Genomic DNA, 26392 nt, shown 5'->3' with positions numbered 1-26392 from the left:
TCCACGTATTTCTGGGTCGATTCCCAGGGGTATATCTGGGTCATTCACCAGCGGCGTTCGATATGCTGAACACCGTCCCTGATGATGAATATTCTGTCGGAGACTATATCTTCAGCTTCTCGCCGAACGAAGGGGTCAAGGGCGATGTCGGCAGTGGAGACGGGCGGCGGGGCACAGGTCAAATCGGCGGTAAGGACCGTTGAGCTGCTCGAATACTTCGCCGGGCGCCCCGGTATGCATTCCCTGGCGGCGGTCCAGGAAGCCGTCGGATATCCCAAGTCGAGTCTCTACATGCTCCTGCGCACCCTTGTGGAGCTGGGTTGGGTGGAGACCGACGCGACCGGCACGCGGTACGGCATCGGCGTGCGGGCGCTGCTCGTGGGCACGTCGTACATCGACGGCGACGAGGTGGTGGCGCTGGCCCGGCCGACGCTGGACCGACTGTCGGACGACACCACGGAGACGATCCACCTGGCCCGGCTCGACGGCACCAACGTCGTCTATCTGGCCACCCGCCAGTCCCAGCACTATCTGCGCCCCTTCACCCGGGTCGGCCGCCGACTGCCGGCCCACTCCACCTCGCTCGGCAAGGCGTTGCTGGCCACCCACACCGACGAGCAGGTCCGCAAGCTGCTCCCGGAGACCCTGCCCGCGCTGACGGAGCACACGATCACCGACCGGGAACAGCTGATCGAGGAGCTGCGCCAGATCCGCGAGCAGGGGTTCTCGGTGGACCGCGAGGAGAACACGCTGGGGCTGCGCTGCTTCGGGGTGGCGATCCCCTACCGCACCCCGGCCCGCGACGCGATCAGCTGCTCCGTCCCGGTGGCCCGGCTGACCCCGGCGCACGAGCAACTGGTCAAGGACGCCCTCTTCGACGCCCGCGACCGGCTGACCCTGGCGACCCGCAGACTCTGATCCGGCGCCGGGCGACCCCGCCCGTCGCGCCGATGGCAAGCCCGGTTTCATGAAGACCCCATGAGAAGACCGGGCGAAGGGAACGACTGATCGCATCCCGCTCGTCCTTCCGGGTGCGATGAACAAGACGATCAGGCGCTCCGCCGTCTTCACCCTGCTGCTCGTGCTCGCCCTGTTGGTCAGGGCGACATGGGTGCAGTTCTACGAGGGGACGGCGCTCGCGGACGACCAGAACAACCGGCGCAACGCGATCCGGATGTACGCCGACCCGCTCGGGAACATCATCGTGGCGGGCGACTCGATCACCGGTTCGGCCCGCACCGAGAACAGCGACCTCGCGTACAAGCGCACGTACAAGGACGGCGAGCTGTACGCGGCGGTCACCGGCTACGCCTCGCAGGCCTACGCGCCCACGCAGCTGGAGGGCGTCTACCAGGATCTGCTCGACGGCACCGACCTGCGGCTGAAGACCGTGATGGACACGGTCACCGGGCAGCACGCCGAGCCGGGCAATGTGATCACCACGATCGACCCTGCCGTGCAGAAGGCGGCGTACGACGCGCTCGGCGACAAGAAGGGCGCGGCCGTCGCGATCGACCCGAAGACGGGCAGGATCCTCGCGGTGGTGTCGACACCCTCGTACGACCCGTCCGCGCTCACCGACGCGGGCACCGCCGGTACGGCGTGGAAGAAGCTCAACGCGGACCCGGACAAGCCGCTGACCAACCGGGCGCTGCGCCAGCCGCTGCCGCCGGGGTCGACGTTCAAGCTGGTCGTGGCGGCGGCCGCGCTGGAGGACGGGCTGTACGGCTCGGTGGACGAGAAGACGGTCAGCCCGGACCCGTACACGCTCCCGGACACCGAGACGGAGCTGTCCAACGAGAACCCGAGCGCGCCCTGCGAGAACGCCACGATCCGTACGGCGCTGCAGTACTCGTGCAACAACGTCTTCGCGAAGATGGCCGTCGACCTCGGTCAGGACAAGGTGCGGGTGACCGCCGAGAAGTTCGGTTTCAACGACCAGGCGCAGGACGTGCCGGTGCGGGCGTACGAGAGCGTCTATCCCTCGGGCATGAACAGGCCCTCCACGGCTCTGACAGGCATCGGTCAGTACGACGTCACCGCGACGCCGCTCCAGATGGCGATGGTGTCGGCGGCGATAGCCAACGGCGGTGAGCTGGTCGCGCCGCACATGGTGTCGCAGATCACCAACGGCGGTGGCGACGTCCTGGAGGACTACGACTCGGGGGCGGACTCGAAGGAGATCATGAGCTCCGACACCGCCGAGCAGTTGCAGTCGGCGATGCGGACGGTCGTCGAGGACGGCACCGGCACCAACGCGCGCATCAGCGGGGCGACGGTGGGCGGCAAGACAGGTACGGCCCAGCACGGCGAGAACAACAGCAAGACGCCGTACGCCTGGTTCACGTCGTACGCGAAGGCCGACGGCAAGGAGGTCGCCGTCGCGGTCGTCGTCGAGCAGTCGAACGCGGCGCGCTCGGAGGTCAGCGGCAACGGGTTGGCCGCGCCGGTCGCGAAGGCCGTGATGGAGGCGGCGTTGAAGGGCTGAAGGACCACGGGTCCACCAGGAACCACCTGAATAGGAAGGGCCGCCCTCACTCCCCCCGGAGGGCGGCCCTTCGCCTTCGGCTTCGGCTACTTCACGCCGAACAGCTGCTGGATCGGGTTGATCGCGAAGTACACCAGGAACAGCGCCGAGGTGGCCCACAGCAGCCAGTGGATCTCCTTCGCCTTGCCGAGGACCGTCTTGATGAGGACGAAGGCGAGGAAGCCCGCGCCGATGCCGTTGGTGATGGAGTACGTGAACGGCATCACCGCGATGGTGAGGAACGCCGGGATGGCTATCTCGTACTTGTCCCAGTCGATGTTCTTGACCTGGGTCATCATCAGGAAGCCGACGGCGACGAGCGCGGGCGCGGCGGCCTGCATGGGGACGATGGTCAGCAGCGGGGTGAGGAAGAGCGCCACCGCGAAGAGGCCGCCGGTGATCAGGTTGGAGAGGCCGGTGCGGGCGCCCTCGCCGACGCCGGCCGCGGACTCGATGTAGGAGGTCGCGGAGGACGAGGAGGAGGCGCCGCCCGCGACGGCCGCCGCACCGTCGATGAGGAGGACCCGGCCGAGGTTCGGGACCTTGCCCTCCTCGTCGAGCAGGCCCGCCTCGGCGGTGATGCCGACGACCGTGCCCATGGTGTCGAAGAAGTCCGAGAGCAGCAGGGTGAAGATCAGCAGGACGACCGTGATGACGGTGGTCTCCCCGAACGAGCCGAAGAGGCTGAAGTCACCGATCAGTCCGAACTCGGGGGCGGCGACGATGTCGTCGGGGACCTTCGGGGTGGTCAGGCCCCAGCTCTTGATGTCGGCCACCGAGTTGATCACGATCGCAACGACCGTCATCGTCAGAATGCTGATCAGGATGGCGCCCTTCACCTTGCGGGCGAGCAGCGCGACGGTCAGCAGCACGCCGGCGCAGAAGACCAGGATGGGCCAGCCGGACAGCGCGCCGCCGGCACCGAGCTGGACCGGCACGGTGGTGTTCGCGATGTCCGGGATGCGGGTGACGAACCCGGCGTCCACGAAGCCGATGAAGGCGATGAACAGGCCGATGCCGACGCTGATCGCCTGCTTCAGCGGCTGCGGAATGGCGTGCATCACGGCCTCGCGCAGGCCGGTGACCACCAGGACGCAGATCAGCAGGCCCTCCAGGACGACCAGGCCCATCGCGTCGGACCAGCTCATCAGCGGGGCTATCTGGAAGGCGACGACCGCGTTGAGGCCGAGGCCCGCGGCGAGCGCGAGAGGAAGGTTTCCTCCGACGCCCATGATGATCGTCATCACCGCGGCCACGAGGGCGGTGGCGGTGACGAGTTCGGCGCCGTCGAGGGTGTGGCCGTACTTGTCCTTCGCGCTGCCGAGGATGATGGGATTCAGGACAAGGATGTACGCCATCGTGAAGAACGTGGCGAAGCCGCCGCGTATCTCACGGGCGAAGGTGGACCCCCGGGCGCTGATCTTGAAGAAGCGATCGACGCTGTTCGCCCCGGGGGGCTCGACTGCGGGTCGGTCGGCCACCTTCTGTGCGTCGGACATGAACGGTGCTCCTAGTGACATGCGTGGACTACGCGCGGATGCTGGCTGGATTGTTCCCCTGTTGAACCCGATTCAGGTTTTCTCCGTGTTACGGAATCGGAGTTCTCCCTGCAAGACGGCGTTCGAAGCCGCGTACGAACCCCCTTCACGATCACTGCTACTCTTCCGGATCTCGTCGGGGGTCGACCCCGGACGATCACATGTCATCCACATGACACGCACAGCCAGCCGGCTCGGCTGCTGTGGCCGCAGCGAGAAGAGAGGTCCCCGTGGGCACAGTCGTCGACGACGCAGCCTCCGTGGAGTTCCACGCCTTCTTCGAACGGCACTATGCCGAACTGTCGCGCCTCGCACACCTGTTGACGGGTGAGGCGGATGCCGCCGACGACCTGGCCGCGGACGCGTTGCTCGCGATGTGGCACCGCTGGGACCGGGTCCGCGCGGCGGACCATCCGGTGGCGTACGCCCGTGGCGTCGTCGCCAATCTGGCCCGCACCCGGATCCGCAGCGCGGTCCGTGAGCGCCGCAGGGTCACGCTGTTCTGGTCGCAGCGCGAGGAGAAGACCGAGAATCCCGATGTGCCCGGCGCGGTCGACGTCCAGTCGGCGCTGCGCAGGCTGCCGTTCCGCAAGCGGGCCTGTGTGGTCCTGCGCCACGCCTTCGACCTCTCGGAGAAGGACACGGCGCTCGCCCTCGGCGTCTCGGTCGGTACGGTGAAGAGCCAGACGTCCAAGGGGATGGCCGAGTTGCAGAAGCTGCTCGGCACCGAGGACGCGCCGCGGCGGATGCACGCGGGCATCGCGGGCGGGGGCGCCACGAAGCCGCGCGTGACCCGCGCGGGAGTGACCGGCACCGGAGGAAGGGACCGATGAGGGACGTGCACGAGGAGCTGCGCGCCCGGCTGCGCGAGTCGGCCGAGACGCACGAGCCCGACCGCGCCCGCATCCTGGCCCGGATCGAGCGCGGTATGGCCGCCCCCGAGGAGCGCCGGAGCCGCGGGGCGACCCGGCCGCCGCTGTGGGGCTGGGTGCGGGTGGTCACCGCCACGGCCGGTGTCGCGGGTGTGCTCGCGGTCGGCGGCTACGCGGTCGCCTCCGCGGTGAAGGGCGAACCGACGCCCCCCGCCGACCGGACGGTCGTGGTCTCCCCGACTCCGGTCGACTCCCCCGGCGCGACCAGCCGCGCCCCGCTCCCGCCGGACCGCCCGACCCCGAGCGCCGACGGGAAGCGCGAGGAGAAGCCCGGCTCGACGCCGTCGAACAGCCCGTCGCCCAAGGGCACGCCGGTGCCGAAGCTGCCCACCTCGAACAGCGAGGAGGACGGGCCGCTCCGGTCCGACGGCGCGGTCGACCCGCACAGCAACGATTTCTGGGCGCAGAGCAACCTCACCCTGAGGACGAGCGAACAGCTCACCGAGCTGACCGTCCAGCTGAGGATCGCCCAGACCGGCGGGGTCTCCTCGTCCGGTGCCTGGCGGTCGTTGCCGGAGCAGGACTTCGACCTCACGGTCGAGGAGGGCGACGGGTTCCTGGTCTACACCTGGGTGCTCAAGGACGGACGCACGGTCCCGAAGGGCGAGTTCGTCTTCGCCGGGCAGTACAACCATGAGCGCGGCGGCCGTGACGCGAGTGACGACCGCTACACGATGACCGCGAAGGCGGGCGGCGAGGACCTCACGGTCGGCGGCGGCTTCGAGGCCCAGGACAAGGACGACGACTCCCCGGACGAGAGCGACTCGTAACTCGAGGTCGAGGTCGAGGCGAGGGCGATGCACGGCTCGAAAAAGTTCCGCAGGCGCGGCAACCCTTTCTCCGCCGGTGGCGACCAGTAGGCGCAAGAGTCACCACCAGCGAGGAATCGGGTACATGACCGCACCTGCAGAACAGCGCGTCCGGCACCGCCGTCGGGTCACCGGCCGGCGGGCCGTGATCGGGTCGGTGGCCGCCCTCGCCCTCACGGGCGGGGTGCTCGCCACGACGTCGCTGCTGTCCTCCGCCGGCGCCGCCGCCACCTGGCCGACGGCCAAGGGCAGCAAGGCCGTCTCCTCGACGATCGGGGTGAAGGGCACGTACGACGGCAGGCTGAGGAAGTTCTTCGGCAAGGGCGCGCTCGGCGACGGCAGCCAGGACGAGGGCCGGGACCCGATCTTCGAACTGGCGGACGGCGCCGTGCTGAAGAACGTGATCATCGGTGTACCGGGGGCGGACGGCGTGCACTGCAAGGGCAGCTGCACCCTGAAGAACGTCTGGTGGCTGGATGTCGGTGAGGACGCGGCCAGCTTCAAGGGCACGTCGTCGAAGGCCGTGTACAAGGTCGTCGGCGGGGGCGCGAAGAAGGCCTCGGACAAGGTGTTCCAGTTCAACGGCGCCGGGAGGCTCAGCATCACCGGGTTCCGGGTGCAGGACTCCGGCAAGCTGGTGCGCTCCTGCGGCAACTGCAAGAAGCAGCACAAGCGCGCGATCGTGCTCAGCGACATCGACGTCGTGGCGCCCCTGAAGGCGATCGTCGGCGTGAACGCCAACTACGGCGACACCGCGACGCTGTCGAGGATCCGCGTCCACGGTGACCCGAAGAAGAAGGTCAGGACCTGCGTGCGCTTCAAGGGCAACAGTTCCGGCAAGGAACCGACGCAGATCGGTGTGGGTGCGGACGGAACCACCTGCAAGTTCTCGTCATCTGCCATCACGTACAACTGAAGCCTCCCGTGCAGACAGGATTCCTGGCTCAGGCCGCCGTCTGGAGCAGCGGAAGTCTTCGACGGCGATGGCGTCGTGGCCGCGGACGACCTTCTTGGCCCACTTGCGGCCGGTGTCCTCGAACATGCCACGCCCCCGCAACCGTCACCTGCACCATTTCGCCCCCCACGGCCCCGGGCCGGCAGCGGTACGGGCGCTCCGCACCCTCACAACTCACTCCCGCGCAGGCCGCCGCCGCGCACACCCTGCGGATCGGTGTCACGGACGCGTTCGCGGGCGGGCGACCGCGGGTATTCATCAATGACCGGGTCCCGCCGGTCCCGGCGGCCCCGAAACAGCCGTCCACCCGTTCGCTCACCACGGGTTCGTACCGGGGAACAACCACACCTTCCTCTACAGCGTCCCTGCAAGTGCAGGGAAGTCGAACACCAGTGAGTACAACGTACTGATACTCGACATCGTCAGTGGTTCGAGCGGCACGGGCTTCGTCAGCCCGGGTACCTCGTTCGACTGCGTGGACCTGCTGGCCTGAGCCCCCCTCGGCCGGCAGCAGGTGCCGACCTGAGCCCCCCTCGGGGTCGGCACGAAAAACGCCCCCCGCCGGTGACGACCGGCGGGGGGCGCCTTCTTCTCGCCCCGTCTGTTCTCGCCCCTCCCGGCGTCTCGCCCTTTCCTGGCGTCTCGCCCCGCGCGGCAGGTCAGTTCATCGTCGCGCCGATGGACTTGGAGCCCGTGGTGAGGAACGTCGTGATCGGCAGGGAGCCGTCCGTCCGCCGGGCCGCGTACGCGGTGGCCGCGTCCTCGGACCGGAAGGCGGGCGCGGTGATGCCGCTGTCCCAGTTGTTGGCAGCCGAGACCGTGCCCGAGCCCAGCTTCGCCTCCCCCGTCCCGTTGCCCACCGCGAGGTTCCGCGCCAGCCGGGCCTTGCCGGTGGCGAAGTAGAACCCGTTCCCCTTGTTGGCGTAGGCCGTGTTGCGGTTCACCAGGATCGCGCCGGTGTTGGAGTTCTCGGTGAACCCGTGCAGCGTGTTGTCCCAGGCCGCGTTGTTGTTGACGGAGTGCGCGACCGAGGCTCCGCCGCCGCCCAGCTTGAACCCGTTGCCGTTGCCCTCGAACGCGGGGTCCTTCCAGCGGTTCCTGCCGTTGCCGAAGGCCCAGGAGTGGTCGACGGTGACGGGCGAGGAGAACTGCCAGAGGTCGAGCCCGTCGTCAGCGTTGCCGTACAGGCGCGCCCCGGTGATCCTGTTGCCGGTGCCCGAGCCGAACTTCACGGCGATGCCGTCGGCGTTCTGGCCGTGGTTCGCGGCGTCGTAGTTGCCGTGACTGTCCAGGTTGCGCACGAGGTTGTCCGTGGTGCCGTCACCGCGCAGGGTGAAGCCCGAGTCGCCGTTGTTCGCGGTGACGAGGTTCTGGAAGACACCGCCGACCGAGGACGTGGCCACGAAGCCCTGGGCCGGGGAGTTCTGGAAGGTGAGTCCCGAGACGGTCCAGTAGTCGCCGTAGATCCCGGCGAGCCAGGAGCCGGCGGGCAGTGCGGACCCGTCGACCTTGACCTTCTCGCCGCCGTACGCGGTGAGCGTGATCCGGGCCGAGGGGGTGCCGTTCGCCGTGGACTTCAGGGTCTTCGTCGGCTTGTAGGTGCCGCCGCGCACCTGGATCGTCGTACCGGCGACGGCGTTCGCCACGGCCGACTCCAGCGCGGCGGTGCTGGAGACCGTGACGGTGTTGGCGGCGGCCTGGGCGCCGTCGTGCGCGAGGCCGAGGTAGACGCCGCCCGCCCCCGCGGCGACGGACACGGCGGCGGCGATCGACAGGGTCCGGGTTCTACGGTGGCGTCCGTAGGTCTGACGCACGGGGTTCCTTTCGCAGGGGACGCGTCTTCGGGAGACGAGGAACGAAGCGGGCCGGAGGGCCCACCCCGGCCCGCTTCTGATCACTGGTCGCCGCCGGCCGGGAAAGGGTTGCCGCGCCCCGCCAAATTGCTCGAAAGTTTCGCTGGGAGTCTTCACACGCACACCGATTGACGCCCTGAACCGCACTGGTGAGACTCCGAGGGGTTACTCGGCACACAGAAACCGTCAGACTCCCACAGGATGTGTCATGCGCCCCACCGCCCGTACGCTCCTGCTGCCCCTCCTGGCCCTCGTCCTCGGCCTCATGGCCGCCCCACCGGGTGCGGCCCAACCGGCACCCGAGCCCACGCACCGGTCCGTGCACAAGCCCGGGAAGAAGCCCGGGAAGAACCCGCAGTACGCCGGCTATCTCTTCGCCTACTTCACCGGCGAGGGCACCGCCGACGGCGAGCAGATCCGCTACGCCCTCAGCCGCGGCGACGACGCCCTGCACTGGCGGGAGTTGAACGCCGGGGAGCCGGTCCTCACCTCGACGATCGGCGAGAAGGGGCTGCGCGACCCGTTCGTGATCCGCGCTCCCGGGGGTGACAAGTTCTACATGATCGCCACCGATCTGCGGATGTACCGCAACAGCAGCGGCAGTTGGGACCAGGTCCAGAGACACGGCAGCAAGTCGATCATGGTCTGGGAGTCCACGGACCTGGTGCACTGGACCGACCAGCGGCTGGTGAGGGTCTCGCCCGACAACGCGGGCAACACCTGGGCGCCGGAGGCGTACTGGGACGAGAGCCGCGGTGAGTTCGTCGTGTTCTGGGCGTCGAAGCTGTACGCCGACGACGACCCGGGCCACACCGGCTCCACCCACAACAAGATGCTGTACGCCACGACGAAGGACTTCCGCGCCTTCGGCGAGCCGAAGGTCTGGAACGACCCGGGCTACTCGGTCATCGACTCGACCGTGGTGGAGCACGACGGCACGTACTACCGCTACACCAAGGACGAGCGGGACCCCACCTCCTCCAGCCCCTGCGCCAAGTTCATCACCGGTGAGAAGTCGACGTCGCTGACCTCGACCAGGTACGACTTCGTGGCGGACTGCATCGGCGACGGCGCGATGGCCCGCGGCGAGGGGCCGACGGTGTTCAAGTCGAACACCGAGGAGAAGTGGTACCTGTTCATCGACGAGTACGGCGGCCGCGGCTACCTCCCCTTCGAGACGACCGACCTCGGCTCCGGCCGGTGGACCCCGTCGACGAACTACCAACTGCCCGCCAGCCCCCGACACGGCACGGTCATCCCGGTGACACGGCGGGAGTACGACCGGCTGCTGGCCGCGTATCCGGTGACCCCGGCCTCGGTCGTGGACGTGACGGCGAAGGGCCAGCAGGGGTACGCGGTCGTCACCGAGGCCTCGTCCGAGGTCGTCCTGCCGATGGCGCCCGGCGCGAAGCTCTCCCGGCTGGCGCCGAAGCTGTGGCTCGGTGAGGGCGCGTCGGTGAGCCCGAGGCCGGGAACCCGCCGCGACTTCCGTAAGCCGCAGAAGTACACGGTCACCGGTGCCGACGGCACGAAGCGCGTCTGGACCGTGGAGGCGGTGCCGACCCCGGCGTAGGTCAGGCCGGCACGCCGCCCGTGGTCCGTTCGTCGGTCACCGTCAGCAGCAGGTCCGCCCTGAAGCCGGTCCCTCCGACCTCGAAGGCCCAGGTGCCGGGCCCACCCTTGTCGGTGGGCCGCATCGGCCACACCTCCGCGATCTGCCTGTCCTCCGCGGCGGCGTGCCCTTCCTCGGTGCTCACTCCCGGCGCCAGGTAACGCTCGGTGGTGTGCAGATACAGCGACCACGCCCCGGAGTCGCCGGGCACCGCCTGGACGTAGTACTGCTTGCGGAAGACTTCGTTGTCGGAGAATCCGATACCGAGGCTGTCCCGCTCGTACACATGGACGCCGAGGCGGAGGACCACCGACCGGTCCCCCGCGCCCTCGGGTTTGGCGGCGGCATCGACCCAGCCCTCCCAGATCAGCCGGTTCCCGTCCGCCCATCCGGTGGTGACGTCACCCGGCGCCGAGAGAGGCTTGCTCAACTCCTCGGCGAGATCGGGCAGTTCGTCGGTGAGGTCGTCCTTGCGGAAGGGGCCGTAGTAGTTCTCGGCCTCGCTGCTCTGGTGGCACAGCTCGAAGTCGACGAAGCGCGGTTTGACGGACACCCCGAAGTAGAACTCGCTGCGGCCGAAGAGGTCCCGGCCCCGGGTCACCTCGGCCCGGTCCAGTCGCAGCTGTACATGGTGCGTGCCGTGGAAGAAGCGCATGGCGATCTCGTACGCCTCGCGCGAGGTCACCAGCGAGTCGTTGCCGCCGTGGCATTTGTGGACGAAGGTCCGGGGCGCGCCCGGGATCTGGGCGGAGGACTGCTTGACCAGGCCGTCGCTGCGGTTGTAGGTGAGCGTGCCCTCGTCCATCAGGCCCGCGATGCGATTGCCCAGGGTGGCGAACTTGGCTCCGTAGGAACGGTAGTCCGTGCCGACCACCGTCAGGATCCTCCTGACGGGGAACGGGATGGCCCGGATGTCCGTGCGGTCCGGGTCGAAGGCGGCGATCTCGTCCGCGACCGCGCCGGGCAGGCACTTGACCAGCGCGTCGGGCATGTACTGGAACGCGATCCCCCGGTGCGGTGTGCCCAGGGTGACGATGCGGTGGACGACGTCCGCGCTCTGCTCCCCCAGGCGGCTCAGGGCGGCCCGGGTGACGAGGCCGCCCATGCTGTGCGCGACGATGTCCACACCGGTGAACTCCTCGCCCGGCCGCATGCCGTGGCGGATGATCTCGATGAGCCTGACCAGCCCTTCCCCGAAGCGGTCGATCTTCCGGGGGACGAGGTCGTAGTAGCGGTAGATCCACAGGGTTCCCATGGCGCCCTGGGCGAGCACCTCGCGCGCCATGGGGACGTCCACCACCATCGTGCCGGTGAGCAGGTGCTCCGGCCATCCGTCGCGCTCGCCCGGTCTGGGTTTCTGCTCCTCCTCGTAGTAGCCGACCACGTTGGTGGCGTCCCGGTACGGGTGGAGCGTCGACTTGAGGGCGCGCAGGACGAAGCCCTCGTAGATGAAGTTCTCGCCGTAGCGCTTTTCGTAGACGCTGCCGTTGTTGAATCCCTGATACGCGTCACGCCGCTCGTCCGACACACCAGGTCCGCCGAATCCGCGAATCAGGATCAGCGGGCGAGGACTACCGACCACGAGGACCACTCCACTCAAGTGCGCATGCGCTGTTCGTCGCGCAACACTGTGTGGGGTCGCACCCGCTCCGAGTCGAGAGAATCGTTTTGCCCGGCGTGCCGGAGAGCTGCACGCCGGTCAGTTCATGGTCGAGCCGATCGTCGTACTGCCCGTGGTGAGGAAGGTGGTCGCGGGCAGGGCGCCGCTCGACGAACGGGCGTTGTACGTCGAGGAGGCGTCGGTGGAGCGGAACGACGGGGTCGAGACGCCGGAGTCCCAGTTGTTGCCGGACGACACGACCGACGAAGCCTTGTTGACGGGGCCGCCGCCGTTGCTCACGGCCAGGTTCTTGCCGAGACGGGCCGCGCCGGTGGCGAAGTAGTAGCCCCACTTGGCGTTGGCGTAGGCGGTGGTCCGGTTGATGACGATGGCGCCCTTGTTGCTGTTCTCGGTGAAGCCGTTGCCCGCGTTGTCCCAGGCCGCCGAGTTGTTGACGACATGGGCCACGGTCTCGCCGTCGCCGCCGAGCTTGTAGCCGTTGCCGTCGCCGGCGAACGCGGCATCGCCCCAGCGGTTCTTGCCGTTGCCCATCGCCCAGGTGTGCTCGACGGTGACGGGCGAGGAGAAGGACCAGAAGTCCAGGCCGTCGTCCGCGTTGTTGTAGAGACGGGCCCCGGTGATGAGGTTGCCGCTGCCGGAGCCGAACTTCACCGCGATGCCGTCGGCGTTCTCCCCGTGGTTGGCCGGGTCGTAGTGGCCGTAGGAGTCGATGTTGCGGACGGTGTTGTTGGTGGTGCCGTCGCCGGTGAGCGTGAAGCCGGAGTCGCCGCCGTTGATGGTCCTGATGTTGTCCCAGACCGTGGAGGCGCAGGACTGGCAGACGACCGCGCTGTCCGGGGAGTTCTGGAAGGTGATCCCGGAGACGGTCCAGTAGTCGGCGGTCAGCTTGAAGATCCAGTCGCCGTCGGGGAGGTTCGAGCCGTCGATCTTCACTGTCTCCGAGCCGTACGGCTGGAGGCGTATCCGGCTGGACGAGCTGCCGTTGGCCGTCGACTGGAGGGTCGCCGTCGGGTAGTACGTGCCGCCGCGCACCTGGATGACGGTGCCGGGGGTGGCGTTCTTGATGGCGCTGGACAGGGCCGTGGTCGTGTCGACGACCACGGTCGCGGCGTGCGCCCGGGTGGGGAGGACGGCCAGGCCGGCGCCGAGCGCCAGGGCCGTGCTCAGGACGAGAGCGGTGCGACGAGACATGGGGAGCGGTTCCTTTCCCGTGCGGGTGGGGGGATGGTTCACAGGACGGCGTCGAGCCAGTCGAAGACCTCGTCCTGCTGGGGTGCGGTGAACACATGGCCGAGGTCCGGCCGGATACGCAGGTCCAACCGCTCCCCGGCGTGGCGTGAACGCCAGACGGCGCGCAGCTTCTCGTGCGCGACCCGGACGCCCTCGCTGGTGAAGAGGGGGTCCTGGCCGCCGTGGAGGAACAGCATCGGCTTGGGGGCGCCGATGCTCGCCACGTCGGGGAAGTCGAGGTACCGGGCGAGCCCGGGGTGGAGCATGTAGTAGGAGGACTGGCCGCGCAGGATGTTGTTGCCGGGGACCATGACGTCCTTGAGGCCGGTCATCCAACAGATGCTGACCGCGGCCGCGATGTCGTCGCTGAGGGCGGCCGTCTGCCAGGCCCTGAACGCACCCATGGAGAACCCGAGGGCCGCGACCCGGTGCCGGTCCACCCGGTCGAGGCCGGCCAAGAAGCCCGCCGCGCGCACGTCCTCCCTGGCCATGAGCCCGGCGAGGGAGGAGCCGAGGTGGTAGAGGTTGCTCGCGAGGGCCTGTTGCTCCTCGTAGGTGACCGGGCCCCGGTCGCTCCAGCCGAGCGCGTCCACGGCGAGGACGACGTAGCCGCGCCGGGCGAGTTCGTCGCCGACGAACCGGCCGCTGAAGTACCGGTCGGCCCAGGCCCGCGCGGAGGCGAGCCTGCTCTCGTCGAACCACGGCCGGACCAGTTTCTCCTTGCCGATGTCGAACTTGGCGCCGTGGTCGTGCAGGAGGAGGACGGCCGGGAACGGTCCGGTGCCGTGCGGGGTGAGCAGGGCGCCCCGGACGCGGCCGTACCGGGTGAGGGAGAAGGCCACCGACTCGCGGCTGTAGCCGTCGCCTTCGTCCCGTTGTCCGCCGTACTCGGGCGCGTACGGGGTGTCGTCCCGGGCGACGAACAGATGCTCCTCGACCTTGGCGCGGGCCGCGCGCCGCCAGGTGCGGAAGTCCCGGATCGGTGAGGTGCCCCAGGCGAGCGGGAAGCGGAGCTCGTCCTTGAGCAGGGGGTGGAAGTCAGGGAGGGCACCGGGCAGGGCGGACCCGGCGGCGGCCGCGGGCTCCGCCCCGGCCGCCGCGGCCGTTCCGGCGCCCGTGAACGCCGCCGCCCCCGCGCCCACGACGAAGGCGCGGCGCCCCACGGGCCGTCGGGTCCCGAGCGGATCCGGGGCGCCCGCCGGTTCACCGGCCGGCACAGGGCCTCCAGTCCCCGAGGTAGGTCCTCGGTGTGTGCTCCCTGGCCTCGGCCGCCGTCAGCCGGGGCCGGTTCTCCGGCACGGAGACGACCGCGCCCGGACCGGAGTTGGCGTACTCGCGGAGGCGCATGGTCTGCCAGGGGTAGGCGTCGCGCATGTTGGTGTAGGGCGCGACGGCGTCGATCCCGGGGCCGATCCAGGTGTCCCGCACGACCAGCGACGGCCAGGCGGTCGTCTCGTACGAGGGCACCCAGGGTCGGGCGATCTTGTACGCGGCGTCCTCGGCGCCGGAGGTGATCCGGCCGCGCAGGGCGAGGAAGCCGTAGAGGTTGGCGCGGGCGGTGGCGGGGGCGAAGACCATGCCCTTGGGGGTGAAGGTCACATCTCGCTGGAGGGTGCGGAAGTGGCAGGAGTCGAACACGGCGCGGGCCCGCCCGAACACGAAGTCGACATCACCTTCGATGTAGCAGTGCCGGTAGTACTGCCGGTCGAAGGCGTCGAGCGCGGTGGTGTCCGCGAACAGGGTGTCCTGGTGGGCGAGGAACCGGACGTTCTCGAAGTGCGAGCGGTCCCCGGTGACGTACGCGGCGACCGCCTGGGTCCCGGTGATGTCGGGGTGGTCGGCGCGCAGCCAGTCGTTGGCGAGGGTCAGGTCGCGTACGGTCAGGCCTGGCGCCGCCGAGGTGAAGGTGGCGGAGCCCGCGGTGCCGTACGTGCCGCCCTCCGGCCTGGGGGTGCCGTTGGCGCGGTCGAAGACGATCACGGCGGCGCGGGGGTCGCGGGACGCGCCCCGCAGTGTCAACTCCCGCTTGTCCGCTGGGATGTTGACGACCTCGCGATACGTCCCCGGGTGGACGACGATCGTCCACCCGGGCCAGGTGACGGCGTCCACGGCGGCCTGGACCGATCCTCCGGGCCGGACGTGCAGGACCCGGCGGCCGCCATGGGCGAGGGCGGGGGCCGCGCCGGCGGCCACCAGGCCGCCGGCGATTCCGCCGAGCAGGGTGCGTCGGCGCATCTCAGCACCTCTCCCACGGGGTCCAGTCGCCGAGGTACGCCTCACGGGTGGCGGAGGCAGCCTCGGCGGCCGTGAGCTGGGGCCGGTTCTCCGGGACGGAGACGACGGCGCCGGGTCCGGTGTTGCGGTACTCGGCGAACCGCTGGTCCTGCCAGGGGAAGCCCGACGACATGTCGGTGTAGGGCGCTACCGCGTCGATCCCGGCACCGAGGCGGGTCTCGCGCACAGTGAGCATGGGACGGGCGGTGGTGTCCGAGCTGGGCACCCAGGGCCGGGCCAGCTTGTAGTGGGCGTCCGGTGCCTCACTGGTGATCCGGCTCCGGGTCACCAGGTAGCCGCGCGGGTTGGCGCCCGCGGTGGAGGGCGCGAAGACGAACCCGTAGGGCGCGGAGGCCAGGTCGGTCCTGGTCAGGGTGTGGAAGTGGCAGCGTTCGAAGACGGCGGTGGCCCGTCCGAAGACGAAGTCCACGTCCCCCTCGGCGTAGCAGTCGCGGAAGTACTGCCGCGCGAAGGTGCCGAGCGCCGTCGAGTCGGCGTACAGGGTGTCCTGGTGCCCCAGGAACCGGCAGCGCAGGAACGCGGACCGGTCGCCCTGCACCTTGATGGCGACGGCCTGGGTGCCGCTGATCCCGGGGTGGTCGGCGCGCAGCCAGTCGTTGGCGAAGGTGATGTCCCGCGCGGTGAACCCGGCGGCCTGCACCAGGGTGGTGGCGGACCCGGTGGTGCCGTAGGTGCCGCCGCCGGGCTTGGGGGTGCCGGCCGCGTTGTCGTACACGACCACGACGTCCTGGGCGTCCCCGGAGGCACCGATCCAGGTCATCTCCGTACGGGCGACGCCGACGGCGACGGTCTCGCGGTAGACGCCGGGCGCGACGACCAGGGTGTATCCGGTGCCTCCCCCAGTGCTGAACGCCTGGGAGGTACCCCCAGCGGCGGTGACGGCGGCCTGGACGGTGGTGAAGTCGCCGGCACCGCCGGCATCCACGTACAGGGTCCGCTCGTCGAGGCGGGCGGCCGGCGATCCGTACCGTCCGAAGACCCGGCGGCCACGGGCGGCGCGGTCGGCCCGGGCCGCCGGTGCCGCTTGGGCCGCTCGGGCCGCTCGGACCGGGGTCGCGACGGCGAGCGCGAGCGCGGTCCCGATCCCGGCGGCCGTCAACGACCGTCTGCTCGGCCCCGGTTGGCGCCCGATCATCAGCAGACCTTCCCGGCGCCCGCGCGGTTCGCGACGACGCCCGGCACGGCGCGCGGCGAGTCGACCTTGGTCCGCAGGGTGGGCATCCAGCCGGCGCCCGACCGGAGGAACTCCGAGGGGATCTCGGCGTTGTGGACGGCGATCAGGTCCGTCAGCCTGCCGTTGACGTAGTTGTTCTCGGCGGTGAGCGGGGAGTCGTTCCACCTCTTCAGGGCCTTGCCGACACTCGCGCCCGACGGCAGCGTGATCGCGTTGTCGCTGGCGTGGAGCTGCGAGGAGAGGCCGACACCGAAGAGGTAGTAGTCGTCCTTCTGCTCCTCGGTCACCACGTAGTGGTTGTTGTAGACGTCGACCTGGCCGAACCGCACACGCGGGGAACGCTGGAGGATCCCGTCGAAGCGGTTGTGGTGCAGGGTGACCTTGAGCTTGCCCGAGTCGAGGGCGGCGGTGCCGTCGCTGTTGCCGATCAGCATGTTCTTGTCGTGGTCCTGGAAGCGGTTCCAGGAGACGGTCACGTAGTCGGAGCCGCGCACGATGTCGGTCAGGCCGTCGTGCTGCTGGAAGACCTTGCCGAAGTAGACCGGCCGCTCACTGTCCGGGTAGCGCCCGTCGGTGAAGGTGTTGTGGTCGAGCCAGACGTGGTCGGTGCCGAAGACGACCACGGCGTCGTACTCGCTGTTCCAGTTGCCGGTGTTGTCGTCGTCGGTCGGGTCCCACTTGGGGAAACAGTCGAGCGGCGCCTCGATGGTGAGGTTGCGCATGATGACGTTCGAGACGCCCTTGATCTGGAGGCTGCCGCCGAGGATGCCGGAGTTCTTGCCGACGCCGACGATCGTGGTGTTGGACGGGATGTCGGCCTTGATCGCCGAGTCCTGGTTGGCCATGGACGCGACCCGCGCGTCCTCCTGCGGCCCCCTGGCGACCTGGTCGTTGCCGTAGACGGCCGGGTCGTAGTCCTTGAGGTACTGCTGGAGGTCGTAGCCGTCGGTGACGAAGGCCTCGCAGCCCTCGGAGACGGCGTCGATCATCCCCTTCACCTTGATGATCTTCGGCGCGTCTCCACCGTCTCTCAGCGCGGCCTTGAACTCCGCCCAGGTGGTGACGGTGTAGACGTGCTCGGCGTCGGCGGCGGACCCACCGGTGGTGCCGCCCTCGGCCGACCCCCACCCGTCACCGGCACCGAGGACCTGCCGCCCGAGGTCACGCACCTGGGCCTGGGCGACGCCGGTGCCGGTGACCCCGAGCACGAGCGCGGTGCAGCCGACGACGGATGTCATGACATGGGCATGCCACATACGAGGACGCATGGATGCGGTTCCTTTCGAAGCAAAGGGGGATGATGCGCCCCTTCAGGGGCGCGGGGAACTGCGCGACCAGCCACAACGGACTCGCAGCCGAAAACCGGCCTGAAAGCGGAGCACTACGCTTCCGGCCAGGTGATCCACGACTCCGGGATCTCCTCGCCCAACCGACGAACATCCCGCGGCGAAAGCACCCGCCGACGCAGCAACTCACCCACCACTAGCCGGGCCACGGCCACGGCCCCCGGCGGATTGAAGTGCGTGTTGTCCTGCTCGGTCGCGGTCCAGTTGAAGTACTTCTTGGTCTCCTCGACCCCGAGTCGCTGCCACAACGCGATGGACAGCGCCTGGATGTCGAGGAGGGCGACACCCTCCTCCGCGGCGAGAGCGATCGCCGCTGCCGGATAGTCGCCGTGGGTCGGCACGGCGTTGCCGCTCGCGTCGAACTTTCTGCGCTCGACGGAGGTGGCGAGCACCGGCCGGGCGCCCCGCGCCCGCGCACCGTCGATGTACTGGCGCAGGTAGTCCTGGTACGTCGTCCACGGCTCGGTGTACCGCGTGGGATCGGCGATCTTGGAGTCGTTGTGCCCGAACTGGACGACCAGGAAGTCCCCGGGCCGAATGTCTCCGAGGATGACGTCCAGGTGTCCCTCGTCGATGAAGCTCTTCGAACTACGCCCGTTCACGGCGTGGTTGGAGACCGCCGCCCCTTGCCGGAGGAAGAACGGCAGCACCATCCCCCACCCGGTCTCGGGCGCGGCGTCGGCGTACTTCTGCGCGGCGGTGGAGTCGCCGGCGAGGTAGAGGGTGCGCTCACGCCGGGCCCCGCCGGGCGAGGCCGCGGCGGACGCGGGCCCGGTGGCGGCTACGGCGAGCGGAACGGCGGCGAGCGCCGCGGTGGTGACCTGTCTACGGGTGAGTGACACGTGCGGGTGCCTTTCCAGTAGGGTCCCGCGCCCCTATAGGGGCGCGGGACTGTCACATATGCGGCTCCGCCGCGTGGGCGCGATCAACCACAACGAACCTTCGGCCGGACACGAACGGACCGGCCCGAGTTCTCAGCCCTTCTTCTGCTCGTTCCACTCCGCCTGAGCCTCGTTCAGCTGCTCGGCCATCGTGTCCAGGAACTCCTTCGCCGTGCTCTTCCCGTCCATCACCTTCTGGAAGGCCGGCTCGTTGTCGGCCTTCGAGATCGTGTTCCAGTCCGGCAGGTAGTACGGCAGCTGCACGATCGTCGTCGACCCGTCGGTCAGCGCGGCGGCGGCCAGCTTCGTCGGCTCGGCCTCCGAGATCCACGTGTCCTTCGCGGCGTCGTTGTTCGACGGCACCTGCCCGGCCGACTTGTTGAACTTGGAGTTCTCCTCGTGCGACGTGGCGAACTCGATGAACTTCCAGGCGGCTTCCTTGTTCTTCGAGCTCTTGAACAGACCGAGCCCGTCGACCGGGTTGGACACCTGGACCCGCTTGCCACCGGGCCCGGTCGGCTGCGGGATGCCGCGGAACTTGTCGCCGAACGCCTTCACATGGTCCTGGTAGGAGCCCAGGTTGTGGTTCAGCATCCCGATCGTGCCGGAGTCGAACTGCGCGACCATCTTGGTGAAGTCGTTGTTGAGGTCGGCCGCGGGCGTGACCTTCTTGTAGAGGCCGACGTACTCCTCCAGGGCCTCCACGTTCTTCGGGTCGTTCACGGTGGTCTTCTCACCGCTCGCGTCCCAGAACGAGGTGATCCCCGACTGCCCGTACATCGCGTCCAGCGCCTGCGCGATGGAGCCGGCGCCACCGCGGATGGTGTAGCCGAACTTGTTCTTGTCCTTGTCGGTGAGCTTCTCGGCGGCGTCGTAGAACTTGTCCCAGTCGGTCGGCTCGGGCAGGCCCGCCGCCTTGAACAGGTCGATGCGGTAGTAGAGGACACCGTTGTTGGCGGAGGTCGGGATCGAAAAGAGGGCGTCGCCGCCGCCGGCGGACTTCAGCGACTCGACCATCGACTCGTTGAGCTTGCCGCTCAGGGAGGACTTGGAGAGCCGGTCGTCGAGCGGCTCCAGCGCGCCCTGCGCGGCGAATCCCGCGGCCATGGCCGCGCCGATACCGCCGACGTCCGGGAGGCCGCCGCCCTGGATGGCCGTGTCCACCTTGGACTGGTACTCCGTGGCGGCGATCCCGACGTACTGGACGTCGATGTCCGGGTGGGCCTTCTCGAAGTCGGCGATGACCTCCTTCCAGATCTCGGTGCGGACACCGCCGTTGTTGTCCCAGAAGACGATCTCGCCCTTGCCGCTGCCCTCGGAACCCTTGTCCCCGCCGGTGCCGCTGCCGTCGTCACCGCAGGCGGTGGCGGTCAGGGCGAGGACGGAAACGAGGGCGACGGCCGCGGCGGCACGCCTGCTTCTGCGATTGCTGATCTTCATCGAACGGCTCTCTCTTCTGGATACGAGGGTTATGAAGTTGCGGGGGGTCTGTGCTGTATCCGGGAACGGGCCCAGCGGTCGGCGCCGGCGTGCGGGCGATGCGATGCCCAACCGTCCGTCCCCGCGAGGTACTTGGTGACCGTGTGGGTAGATGCGTCGGCGCGGTCGAGCTGCGGCCGGTCGGTGGTGACGCCGGATCCCGGCCCGCACCTCCGGTACTCCGTGAACCGCGTGTCCTTCCAGGAGAAGCCGATCATGTCCGTCCACGGCGACGACTCGATCGCGGCGGACAACCCGCAAGGGCAGCTGGGCGACGGCGTGCGGCTCCCCGCCCGGGTGCCAGGGCCGGTCGAGGTGGTGCGTCCGGGCGGGTTCTCCCTCCACCCGGAAAGCGCTTGCTAAGGAGGTGCGTCATTGCGGCTCCAAACAGGCGTACGAGTTACGCGGAAGGGGTGATCCTGAACTGCGTGAACGTGGCCGCCCCGGCGTGGCCCCCGCCGGTGGGCGCGACCGCGAAGAGGCCGAGCAGGGCGCCGACCCAGCGCCAGGGGGTGGCGGCGAAGACCTGTCCCGAGGGCTGCCACCCCTCCCCCACGTCGTAGGAGAACCGGCAGCGCGCCCCGGCCGAGGTCTCGATCCGCAGCCGGGCCCGCCCTCCGGGCGCCGGGCGCGCGTCATCGGCGTCCCGTTCCCGGCCTGCGACGGTCTCGGCGAACCGGTGGACGAGGTGCACGGTCCCCTCGGCACCCCGCTGGAGCCCGATCCAGCGGAAGGCGTCCCCGAGCACCGCGAGCCCGGCACGCGCCCCCGGTTCCTCGCTGTCGAGCCTCAGCTCCACCTCGACGACGGCGGGGATCCCCGGCAGCCGCTGTGTGAGCACATTCGCCAGTTTCCGCAGGTCGTGCGCGTGCACGGAGCGCACGCACGTGAGCCGCAGCCCGTCCCCGGAGTGCTGGGTGGCCCAGCCGTCCTGAGGGTTCGCGGTCCACTGCCACTGGCGTCCGAAGCGGCCGCCGGGGAAGTCGTCGTCGGTCGCGGGCGCGGTCGGCGGCTGGGCCGGCAGCGCCGGCTTGCGGTGGACGGCGACCGGGGCGCCGTCGTCGCCGATCACCGGCCAGCCGTCCGAGTGGTCCCAGCGCATGGGCTGCAGGTGGACGACCCTGCCGTACGCGCCCCGCTGCTGGAAGTGCAGGAACCAGTCCTCGTCGGCCGCCGTGCGCACCCAGCCGCCCTGGTGCGGCCCGTTGACCTCGGTGTCCTTCTGCTCCAGGACGATCCGTTCCTCGTAGGGCCCGAAGAAGTCGCGGGAGCGGAAGGCGCCCTGCCAGCCGGTCTCCACGCCTCCGGCGGGGGCGAGGATCCAGTACCAGCCGTCGTGGCGGTAGAGCTTGGGCCCCTCCAGGGTGAACCAGCCGGAGAGCCGGTCGGCGTCGACGATGATCTTGCCCTCGTCGAGCAGCCCCGTCCCGTCGGGCCGCATCCGGTGCCCGGTGAGCCGGTTCTTGACGCCGGAGCGGGACTTCGCCCAGGCGTGCACCAGATACGCCTCGCCGGTCTCCTCGTCCCACAGCGGGCAGGGGTCGATGAGCCCCTTGCCCTCCTTGACCAGGTGCGGCCGGGTCCAAGGGCCCCTGATCCCGGGGGCGTTGACCTGGAAGATGCCGTGGTCGGGGTCGCCCCAGAAGATCCAGAACCGGTCGTCGAAGTGGCGCAGCGAGGGCGCCCACACCCCGCAGTCGTGGCGCGGGGTCCTGAACTCGGCCGCCGGTTCCAGGAGTTGCAGCGCGTGGCCGACGAGCGTCCAGTTGACCAGGTCCCGGGAGTGCAGCAGGGGAAGGCCCGGGGCCCGGCCGAAGCTGGAGGCCGTCAGGTAGAAGTCGTCGGCCACGCGCAGGACATCGGGGTCGGACCAGTCGGCGTCGAGGACCGGGTTGCGGTAGGTACCGTCTCCCCGGTCGGCGGAGAAGGCGGGTGCGCTCACCGAGGTGGTCACGCGCTCACCGCCTTCCGTACGAGGGCCGCGGCCCCGACCCGGTCGAGGGTGCCGTCGGCGACGACGGTGACGACCCGGCGTACGGCCGTCCCACCCGGCTCGATCGCCAGGCGGTCGGTGTGGGCGAGGGAGGAGCCGACGCCCGGGTACTCGTCGGCGCGGACGAACCAGGGGTCGCGGCGGGTGGTGTCGGTGGCCCCGGCGAAGACGAGCGTCCAGGTGTCCCCGGCCAGGGCGAGCCAGTCGGCGCGGCTGCCGTGGACCTCGGTCTCGCCCTCCGCCCCGGCCGTGAAGACACGGGGTGCGGCGGCCCCCTTGCGGGCCCGCCAGAAGAAGCCGCCGTACGCGGCGCCGGGGCGACCGTTGGTGGCGGGGCTGCCGATCGACACCGGGGCGTCGGTGATGTTGGTGAGGGAGAAGGTGAAGTCCAACGCCCAGGCGGAGTCGGTCAGTTCGGTGGCCGCGACGGTACGCCGCTCACGCAGTATCTCGGTGCCGGACGCCACCCAGCGCAGCTCCTCGACGAAGCCGTCGGGGTCGCGCAGCTGGAAGGCGGTGTGGCGCTGGTAGCCGTGGTTGTCGAGTTCGGTCGGTCCCTGGTCGCGGACGTAGGTGCGTCCGCCCCAGAAGTTGTGCCCCTCGACGTCGGGAACGGCGACACCGACGCCGAGGTGGTGGAGGTGGTCGGCGGGACTCAGCTCGGTGACCGCCGTACCGGACAGGGTGGTGACGGGATGCAGACAGGGGCGCGGGGAGAGGTGTGCCGGCACTTCGGGCCGGGTGAGGTAGCGGCCCACGGGGCGGCCCGCCACGCGCAGGACCAGGGAGTCGTCGGTGATCGTCACGTGCTCACCTCTTTCGCCGGTGGTTCGGGGAGCGCCCAGGGCGCGCCGAGTTCTGAGTAGAGGGCGAGGTCGTCGGCGGCGGCCGCGACCAGGCCGTCGATGCCGTCGACGACCCGGCGGTCCTCGTCGGGCAGCCGGTGCCAGGCGTCGGCCGGCAGCGCGACCGGGTCCGGGGCGACCCGGATCGCCTCGACGACCTTCATGAACGCGCCGGTCACCTCCGGCGGGGCCAGCAGGTCGGTGCCGTCGACGAGATGGTCGACGAGGTTCTCCAGCAGGTCGGTGCGGCCGTACTCGATCTCCTCCGGACCGTGTCCGGCACGCTGGACGAGCACGCGGTCCTGCTTGTACCAGAAGGTGATCCGACCGCTGGTGCCGTGGACGACGTTGTACGGGTCGTCCGGGTCCTCGGCGCACAGCGTGGCGGCCACGGTGACCCGGCCGCCGTCGGCGGTGGTGATCCGTACGCAGGAGGTGTCGTCGGACTCGATGTCGTTGGCGCGCAGCAGCTCGGTCTCGATGGTGGCGACGTCCTCGGCACGGGGCGCGCCGGCGAGCGCGAGCCCGGTGGCGACGGCGTGCGCGAGGGGGTTGGTGAGCGCCCCGTCGATGACGTCCACGCCGTTCAGGCGCCGCTTTCCGGCCCAGGGCGCGCGCTGGTAGTACGCCTCGGCGCGGGCCCAGGCACCGGCGCCTCCGACACCGACGACCTCACCGATCAGGCCGTCCGCGACCATCTTGTGGATGGCGGGCAGGGCGTGCGAGCCCAGCGACTGGAATCCGATCTGGCAGACCACTCCGGCCGCCGCCACCCCGTCGGCCATCCGGCGGAACTCGGCGTACGACGGGGCCGGCGGCTTCTCCAGCAGAATGTGGACGCCCCGCTCGGCGGCCGTCAGTGCCAGGTCGGTGTGGGTGGGGATGGGCGTGCAGATCACGGCGATCGCCGCGTCCGTGGAATCGAGGAGCGCCCCGAAGTCGGCGGACTGCTCGGGCGTGCCGAGTCCGTCGGGGATCTCGTCCGCGCCCAGCGGCGTCAGTTCGCAGATGCCGGCGAGCCGGACGATCCCCTTGTCCGCCATCCGACGGATGTTCTCCAGGTGCCAGCGGCCGTGGCCGCGGGCTCCCGCGAGGACGAGCGGAAGCGGGTTCTCGTACGTCGTGGTGTTCATCGGATCCTCCCGGCGCCCGCGCCGCGTGCCACCTCTCGGTCGGCCTTCCCGGCGCTGTCGATCTTTTGGTGCAGGGTAGGCGTCCAGCCGACGACGGCCGCGAGAGTGTCTCGGCTGATGTCGCGGCCGGTGTCCTGCCCGGCGCCCTGGGCCTCGGCCCCGGCCGGGGTGGTGAGCAGAACGCCCAGGCGCCCGAGCACGACGACCGGTTGGACCTTCCTCATCCCTTCACCGCCCCCGCACTGAAGCCCGTGATGAGCCACTTCTGGATGAAGGCGAAGACGATGACCACCGGGACGGCGGCGATGATGCCGCCGGCCGCCAGTGCGCCCAGGTCGACGCTGTCCGCGCTGAGCAGGGTGTTCAGGCCGACCGGGATGGTCTGCTTCTCCTGGTTGCTGAGGAACATCAGGGCGAACAGGAAGTGGTTCCAGGAGTGCACGAAGGCGAAGGAGCCGACGGCGATCAGACCGGGCCGCAGCAGCGGCAGCACGACCACCCGGAACGCGGTGAACCGGTTGCAGCCGTCGACCCAGGCCGCCTCCTCCAGGGAGTACGGCACGTTCTTGATGAAGTTGCTGATCAGGATGATCGACAGCGGCAACTGGAAGACCGTCTCGGCGAGGATGACACTGCCGAGCGAGTTGATCATCCGCAGCTCGGCGAAGATCTGGAACAGCGGGACCAGGAGCAGCGCGCCCGGCACGAACTGGGAGCAGAGCAGCGCCAGCATGAACCCGCGCTTGATCTTGAAGTCGAAGCGGGCGAGGGCGTAGCCGCCGGCCAGGGCGACGAGCGTGGTCATCAGCAGGGTGACGACACCGACGAGCACGCTGTTCTGGAAGTAGGTGCCGAAGCTGCGTTCGTTCCACACCTTCTCGAAGTGCTCGAAGGTGATCGGCCAGGGCACGAGCGAGGTCGAGCCGGGCCTGCGCAGCGCGAAGAGCAGGATCCAGTAGAAGGGGACGAGGGTGAAGACCAGGTAGATCCCCAGCGGCAGGTAGATCTGCCAGCGCGGTACCTCGTCCCAGGCGCGGCGGACCTTGCCGGGCCGCTGCGGAGGCTCCTCGGCCGCGGGCGCGGACGTCACCGGTACGGTCCTCTCGGCGTCCTTGGTGATCACTTGGACTCGCCTCCGAACTTGCTCAGCCGCAGATAGACCATCGAGCAGAAGAGCAGGATCACGAACGCGACCGTGGTCAGGGCGGACGCGTAGCCGAAGTTGTGGGCGTCGACGGAGGTGTTGGCGATGTACAGCGGGAGGGTCGTGGTCACTCCGGCCGGTCCGCCGCCCGTCAGGGTGTACAGCAGGTCGACGTTGTTGAACTCCCACACCGCGCGCAGCAACGTGGAGAGGATGATCGCGTCCTTCAGGTGCGGCAGCGTGATGTGCAGGAACTGCCGGATGCGGCTCGCGCCGTCGACCTCGGCCGCCTCGTACAGGTCCTTCGAGACGGACTGGAGGTCGGCGAGGATGAGGATCGCGAAGAAGGGGACCCCGCGCCACAGGTCGGCGACGATCGCCGCCGAGAAGACGGTGGAGGTGTCGGAGAGCCAGCTGGTGCCGTACTCCCCGACGCCCATGTCCGCGAGGTAACGGGTGATGCCGGTCTGGGAGTTGTAGAGGAGCACCCAGATCGCGGAGGTCAGCACGCCCGAGACTGCCCACGGGGAGAAGACCAGGGCGCGGCCGACGGCCCGGCCGACGAAGGTCTGGTTGACGATGAGCGCGAGGGCGAGACCGAAGAGCAGTTGCAGCGAGACCTCGACGATCACCCACTTGGCGCTGAAGACGAGGGTGTCCCAGAAGAGGGGGTCCTCGGTGAAGGCGTGGACGAAGTTCTCGAAGCCGGCGAAGCCGTTCCGCCAGGGTTTCGTGGGGTTGTAGTGCTGCAGGCTGTAGTAGAAGACGCTGATGACCGGGTAGGCGATGAAGCCCAGCATGAGCAGGGCGGCCGGGGCGATCAGCAGGTACGGCAGCCTGCGCGGGGTCGTGGAGGCACGGCGCGCACGGCTCCGCCGGGGTGGCGTGGGGGGTTTCGCCACGGCTGCGGCTTGGGCCATGACTGGGGCTCCGTTTCTGGGTACGTCGTGGTGCGTTGTCGCGCAGGAAGCGCTTTCCCCTTGTGCGTGCGTGCGCGGTACGGGACGCCTCTTGGGGTGCGTTGG

Annotated in this window: 22 protein-coding genes and 3 pseudogenes; 8 read left to right on the top strand and 17 right to left on the bottom strand. The window is 69.6% G+C overall.

Annotated elements, in window-relative coordinates; all coding sequences use genetic code 11:
* The first annotated feature begins 144 nt into the window (after positions 1 to 144).
* Both P8T65_RS36755 and P8T65_RS36750 read left to right on the top strand, forming a co-directional pair.
* Positions 145 to 918 carry an IclR family transcriptional regulator gene (locus P8T65_RS36755; protein ID WP_215454434.1) on the top strand — a complete coding sequence of 258 codons (774 nt, stop codon included), beginning with the start codon at positions 145 to 147 and terminating at the stop codon, positions 916 to 918.
* A 118-nt stretch (positions 919 to 1036) separates the two neighbouring features.
* Positions 1037 to 2488, top strand: a complete 1452-nt coding sequence (locus P8T65_RS36750; RefSeq protein WP_316729536.1) for a penicillin-binding transpeptidase domain-containing protein — start codon at positions 1037 to 1039, stop codon at positions 2486 to 2488.
* Between the two features lie 86 nt (positions 2489 to 2574).
* On the opposite strand, the gene P8T65_RS36745 is transcribed toward P8T65_RS36750, so the two are convergent.
* The gene (locus P8T65_RS36745; protein ID WP_316729535.1) at positions 2575 to 4026 is read right to left on the bottom strand and encodes an NCS2 family permease; all 1452 of its coding nucleotides are present in this window, start codon (positions 4024 to 4026) and stop codon (positions 2575 to 2577) included.
* 269 nt (positions 4027 to 4295) lie between these two features.
* Here P8T65_RS36745 and P8T65_RS36740 point away from each other — a divergent pair, with 269 nt between their 5' ends.
* The 3 genes from P8T65_RS36740 (at position 4296) to P8T65_RS36730 (ending at position 6722) form a co-directional block, all read left to right on the top strand.
* A complete protein-coding gene (locus tag P8T65_RS36740; RefSeq protein ID WP_316729534.1) occupies positions 4296 to 4898 on the top strand; it encodes a SigE family RNA polymerase sigma factor in 603 nt (200 codons plus the stop codon).
* Entirely contained in the window at positions 4895 to 5767 is an 873-nt protein-coding gene (locus tag P8T65_RS36735) for a hypothetical protein (RefSeq protein ID WP_316729533.1), read from the top strand. Before P8T65_RS36740 ends, P8T65_RS36735 begins: the two co-directional genes overlap by 4 nt.
* A gap of 124 nt (positions 5768 to 5891) precedes the next feature.
* Positions 5892 to 6722: a pectate lyase gene (locus P8T65_RS36730; RefSeq protein WP_316729532.1), complete on the top strand. Its 831-nt coding sequence runs from the start codon at positions 5892 to 5894 to the stop codon at positions 6720 to 6722.
* 48 nt (positions 6723 to 6770) lie between these two features.
* On the opposite strand, the pseudogene P8T65_RS36725 reads toward P8T65_RS36730, so the two are convergent.
* Positions 6771 to 6842: pseudogene (locus P8T65_RS36725) on the bottom strand (RNA-guided endonuclease TnpB family protein); the annotation flags it as partial.
* A gap of 89 nt (positions 6843 to 6931) precedes the next feature.
* On the opposite strand from P8T65_RS36725, the pseudogene P8T65_RS36720 reads away from it, so the two are divergent.
* Positions 6932 to 7254, top strand: a pseudogene (locus P8T65_RS36720) (polysaccharide lyase family protein); the annotation flags it as partial.
* A gap of 166 nt (positions 7255 to 7420) precedes the next feature.
* Here the strand turns inward: P8T65_RS36720 and P8T65_RS36715 are convergent.
* Positions 7421 to 8575 carry a right-handed parallel beta-helix repeat-containing protein gene (locus tag P8T65_RS36715; RefSeq protein WP_316729531.1) on the bottom strand — a complete coding sequence of 385 codons (1155 nt, stop codon included), beginning with the start codon at positions 8573 to 8575 and terminating at the stop codon, positions 7421 to 7423.
* A 247-nt stretch (positions 8576 to 8822) separates the two neighbouring features.
* On the opposite strand from P8T65_RS36715, the pseudogene P8T65_RS36710 reads away from it, so the two are divergent.
* Positions 8823 to 10178 (top strand): annotated as a pseudogene (locus tag P8T65_RS36710) (glycoside hydrolase family 43 protein); the annotation flags it as partial.
* A 10-nt stretch (positions 10179 to 10188) separates the two neighbouring features.
* Here the strand turns inward: P8T65_RS36710 and P8T65_RS36705 are convergent.
* The 8 genes from P8T65_RS36705 to P8T65_RS36670 all read right to left on the bottom strand — a co-directional run bounded on the left by P8T65_RS36705 (position 10189) and on the right by P8T65_RS36670 (position 20213).
* Entirely contained in the window at positions 10189 to 11754 is a 1566-nt protein-coding gene (locus P8T65_RS36705) for a hypothetical protein (RefSeq protein ID WP_316729529.1), read from the bottom strand.
* Positions 11755 to 11925: 171 nt separating this feature from the next.
* Complete coding sequence (locus tag P8T65_RS36700) at positions 11926 to 13038, bottom strand: right-handed parallel beta-helix repeat-containing protein (protein ID WP_316729527.1); 1113 nt, start codon at positions 13036 to 13038, stop codon at positions 11926 to 11928.
* A gap of 38 nt (positions 13039 to 13076) precedes the next feature.
* Positions 13077 to 14240: a dienelactone hydrolase family protein gene (locus P8T65_RS36695; RefSeq protein WP_316729526.1), complete on the bottom strand. Its 1164-nt coding sequence runs from the start codon at positions 14238 to 14240 to the stop codon at positions 13077 to 13079.
* A 40-nt stretch (positions 14241 to 14280) separates the two neighbouring features.
* Complete coding sequence (locus P8T65_RS36690; protein ID WP_316729525.1) at positions 14281 to 15312, bottom strand: pectinesterase family protein; 1032 nt, start codon at positions 15310 to 15312, stop codon at positions 14281 to 14283.
* Position 15313: 1 nt separating this feature from the next.
* The gene (locus P8T65_RS36685; protein WP_316729523.1) at positions 15314 to 16507 is read right to left on the bottom strand and encodes a pectinesterase family protein; all 1194 of its coding nucleotides are present in this window, start codon (positions 16505 to 16507) and stop codon (positions 15314 to 15316) included.
* The gene (locus P8T65_RS36680) at positions 16507 to 17814 is read right to left on the bottom strand and encodes a pectate lyase (RefSeq protein ID WP_316729522.1); all 1308 of its coding nucleotides are present in this window, start codon (positions 17812 to 17814) and stop codon (positions 16507 to 16509) included. The genes P8T65_RS36685 and P8T65_RS36680 overlap by 1 nt, the downstream gene beginning before the upstream one ends.
* 113 nt (positions 17815 to 17927) lie before the next feature.
* Entirely contained in the window at positions 17928 to 18734 is an 807-nt protein-coding gene (locus tag P8T65_RS36675; RefSeq protein WP_316729520.1) for a rhamnogalacturonan acetylesterase, read from the bottom strand.
* A gap of 132 nt (positions 18735 to 18866) precedes the next feature.
* Positions 18867 to 20213, bottom strand: a complete 1347-nt coding sequence (locus P8T65_RS36670; protein WP_316729519.1) for a sugar ABC transporter substrate-binding protein — start codon at positions 20211 to 20213, stop codon at positions 18867 to 18869.
* Positions 20214 to 20444: 231 nt separating this feature from the next.
* Here P8T65_RS36670 and P8T65_RS47470 point away from each other — a divergent pair, with 231 nt between their 5' ends.
* Positions 20445 to 20615, top strand: a complete 171-nt coding sequence (locus P8T65_RS47470; RefSeq protein ID WP_399101705.1) for a hypothetical protein — start codon at positions 20445 to 20447, stop codon at positions 20613 to 20615.
* 37 nt (positions 20616 to 20652) lie between these two features.
* Here the strand turns inward: P8T65_RS47470 and P8T65_RS36660 are convergent, their stop codons facing one another.
* Genes P8T65_RS36660 through P8T65_RS36635 form a run of 6 tightly spaced genes read right to left on the bottom strand, consistent with a single transcriptional unit; the run spans position 20653 to position 26287 of the window.
* The gene (locus tag P8T65_RS36660; protein ID WP_316729518.1) at positions 20653 to 22206 is read right to left on the bottom strand and encodes a family 43 glycosylhydrolase; all 1554 of its coding nucleotides are present in this window, start codon (positions 22204 to 22206) and stop codon (positions 20653 to 20655) included.
* Positions 22203 to 23051 (bottom strand): PmoA family protein, encoded by an 849-nt coding sequence (locus P8T65_RS36655; protein ID WP_316729517.1) that lies wholly within the window; start codon positions 23049 to 23051, stop codon positions 22203 to 22205. Before P8T65_RS36655 ends, P8T65_RS36660 begins: the two co-directional genes overlap by 4 nt.
* Positions 23048 to 24223 (bottom strand): Gfo/Idh/MocA family oxidoreductase, encoded by a 1176-nt coding sequence (locus tag P8T65_RS36650; protein ID WP_316729516.1) that lies wholly within the window; start codon positions 24221 to 24223, stop codon positions 23048 to 23050. Before P8T65_RS36650 ends, P8T65_RS36655 begins: the two co-directional genes overlap by 4 nt.
* Positions 24220 to 24447: a hypothetical protein gene (locus tag P8T65_RS36645; protein ID WP_316729515.1), complete on the bottom strand. Its 228-nt coding sequence runs from the start codon at positions 24445 to 24447 to the stop codon at positions 24220 to 24222. The genes P8T65_RS36650 and P8T65_RS36645 overlap by 4 nt, the downstream gene beginning before the upstream one ends.
* Positions 24444 to 25346 carry a carbohydrate ABC transporter permease gene (locus P8T65_RS36640; RefSeq protein WP_399101699.1) on the bottom strand — a complete coding sequence of 301 codons (903 nt, stop codon included), beginning with the start codon at positions 25344 to 25346 and terminating at the stop codon, positions 24444 to 24446. The genes P8T65_RS36645 and P8T65_RS36640 overlap by 4 nt, the downstream gene beginning before the upstream one ends.
* A complete protein-coding gene (locus P8T65_RS36635; RefSeq protein WP_316729514.1) occupies positions 25343 to 26287 on the bottom strand; it encodes a sugar ABC transporter permease in 945 nt (314 codons plus the stop codon). Before P8T65_RS36635 ends, P8T65_RS36640 begins: the two co-directional genes overlap by 4 nt.
* Positions 26288 to 26392 lie beyond the last annotated feature (105 nt).

Origin of the sequence: Streptomyces sp. 11x1, assembly GCF_032598905.1 — a bacterium.
In the GTDB taxonomy this organism is placed as follows: domain Bacteria; phylum Actinomycetota; class Actinomycetes; order Streptomycetales; family Streptomycetaceae; genus Streptomyces.
This window is presented reverse-complemented; position numbering and strand designations above follow the sequence as displayed.

Bases quoted from the DNA above. Each gene is read 5' to 3' on its own strand.
- P8T65_RS36645 (WP_316729515.1), bottom strand. From the start codon at position 24,447: ATGAGGAAGGTCCAACCGGTCGTCGTGCTCGGGCGCCTGGGCGTTCTG.
- P8T65_RS36650 (WP_316729516.1), bottom strand. From the start codon at position 24,223: ATGAACACCACGACGTACGAGAACCCGCTTCCGCTCGTCCTCGCGGGA.
- P8T65_RS36685 (WP_316729523.1), bottom strand. From the start codon at position 16,507: ATGATCGGGCGCCAACCGGGGCCGAGCAGACGGTCGTTGACGGCCGCC.
- P8T65_RS36730 (WP_316729532.1), top strand. From the start codon at position 5,892: ATGACCGCACCTGCAGAACAGCGCGTCCGGCACCGCCGTCGGGTCACC.
- P8T65_RS36745 (WP_316729535.1), bottom strand. From the start codon at position 4,026: ATGTCCGACGCACAGAAGGTGGCCGACCGACCCGCAGTCGAGCCCCCC.
- P8T65_RS36755 (WP_215454434.1), top strand. From the start codon at position 145: ATGTCGGCAGTGGAGACGGGCGGCGGGGCACAGGTCAAATCGGCGGTA.
- P8T65_RS36680 (WP_316729522.1), bottom strand. From the start codon at position 17,814: ATGCGTCCTCGTATGTGGCATGCCCATGTCATGACATCCGTCGTCGGC.
- P8T65_RS36690 (WP_316729525.1), bottom strand. From the start codon at position 15,312: ATGCGCCGACGCACCCTGCTCGGCGGAATCGCCGGCGGCCTGGTGGCC.
- P8T65_RS36635 (WP_316729514.1), bottom strand. From the start codon at position 26,287: ATGGCCCAAGCCGCAGCCGTGGCGAAACCCCCCACGCCACCCCGGCGG.
- P8T65_RS36750 (WP_316729536.1), top strand. From the start codon at position 1,037: ATGAACAAGACGATCAGGCGCTCCGCCGTCTTCACCCTGCTGCTCGTG.
- P8T65_RS36670 (WP_316729519.1), bottom strand. From the start codon at position 20,213: ATGAAGATCAGCAATCGCAGAAGCAGGCGTGCCGCCGCGGCCGTCGCC.
- P8T65_RS36700 (WP_316729527.1), bottom strand. From the start codon at position 13,038: ATGTCTCGTCGCACCGCTCTCGTCCTGAGCACGGCCCTGGCGCTCGGC.
- P8T65_RS36735 (WP_316729533.1), top strand. From the start codon at position 4,895: ATGAGGGACGTGCACGAGGAGCTGCGCGCCCGGCTGCGCGAGTCGGCC.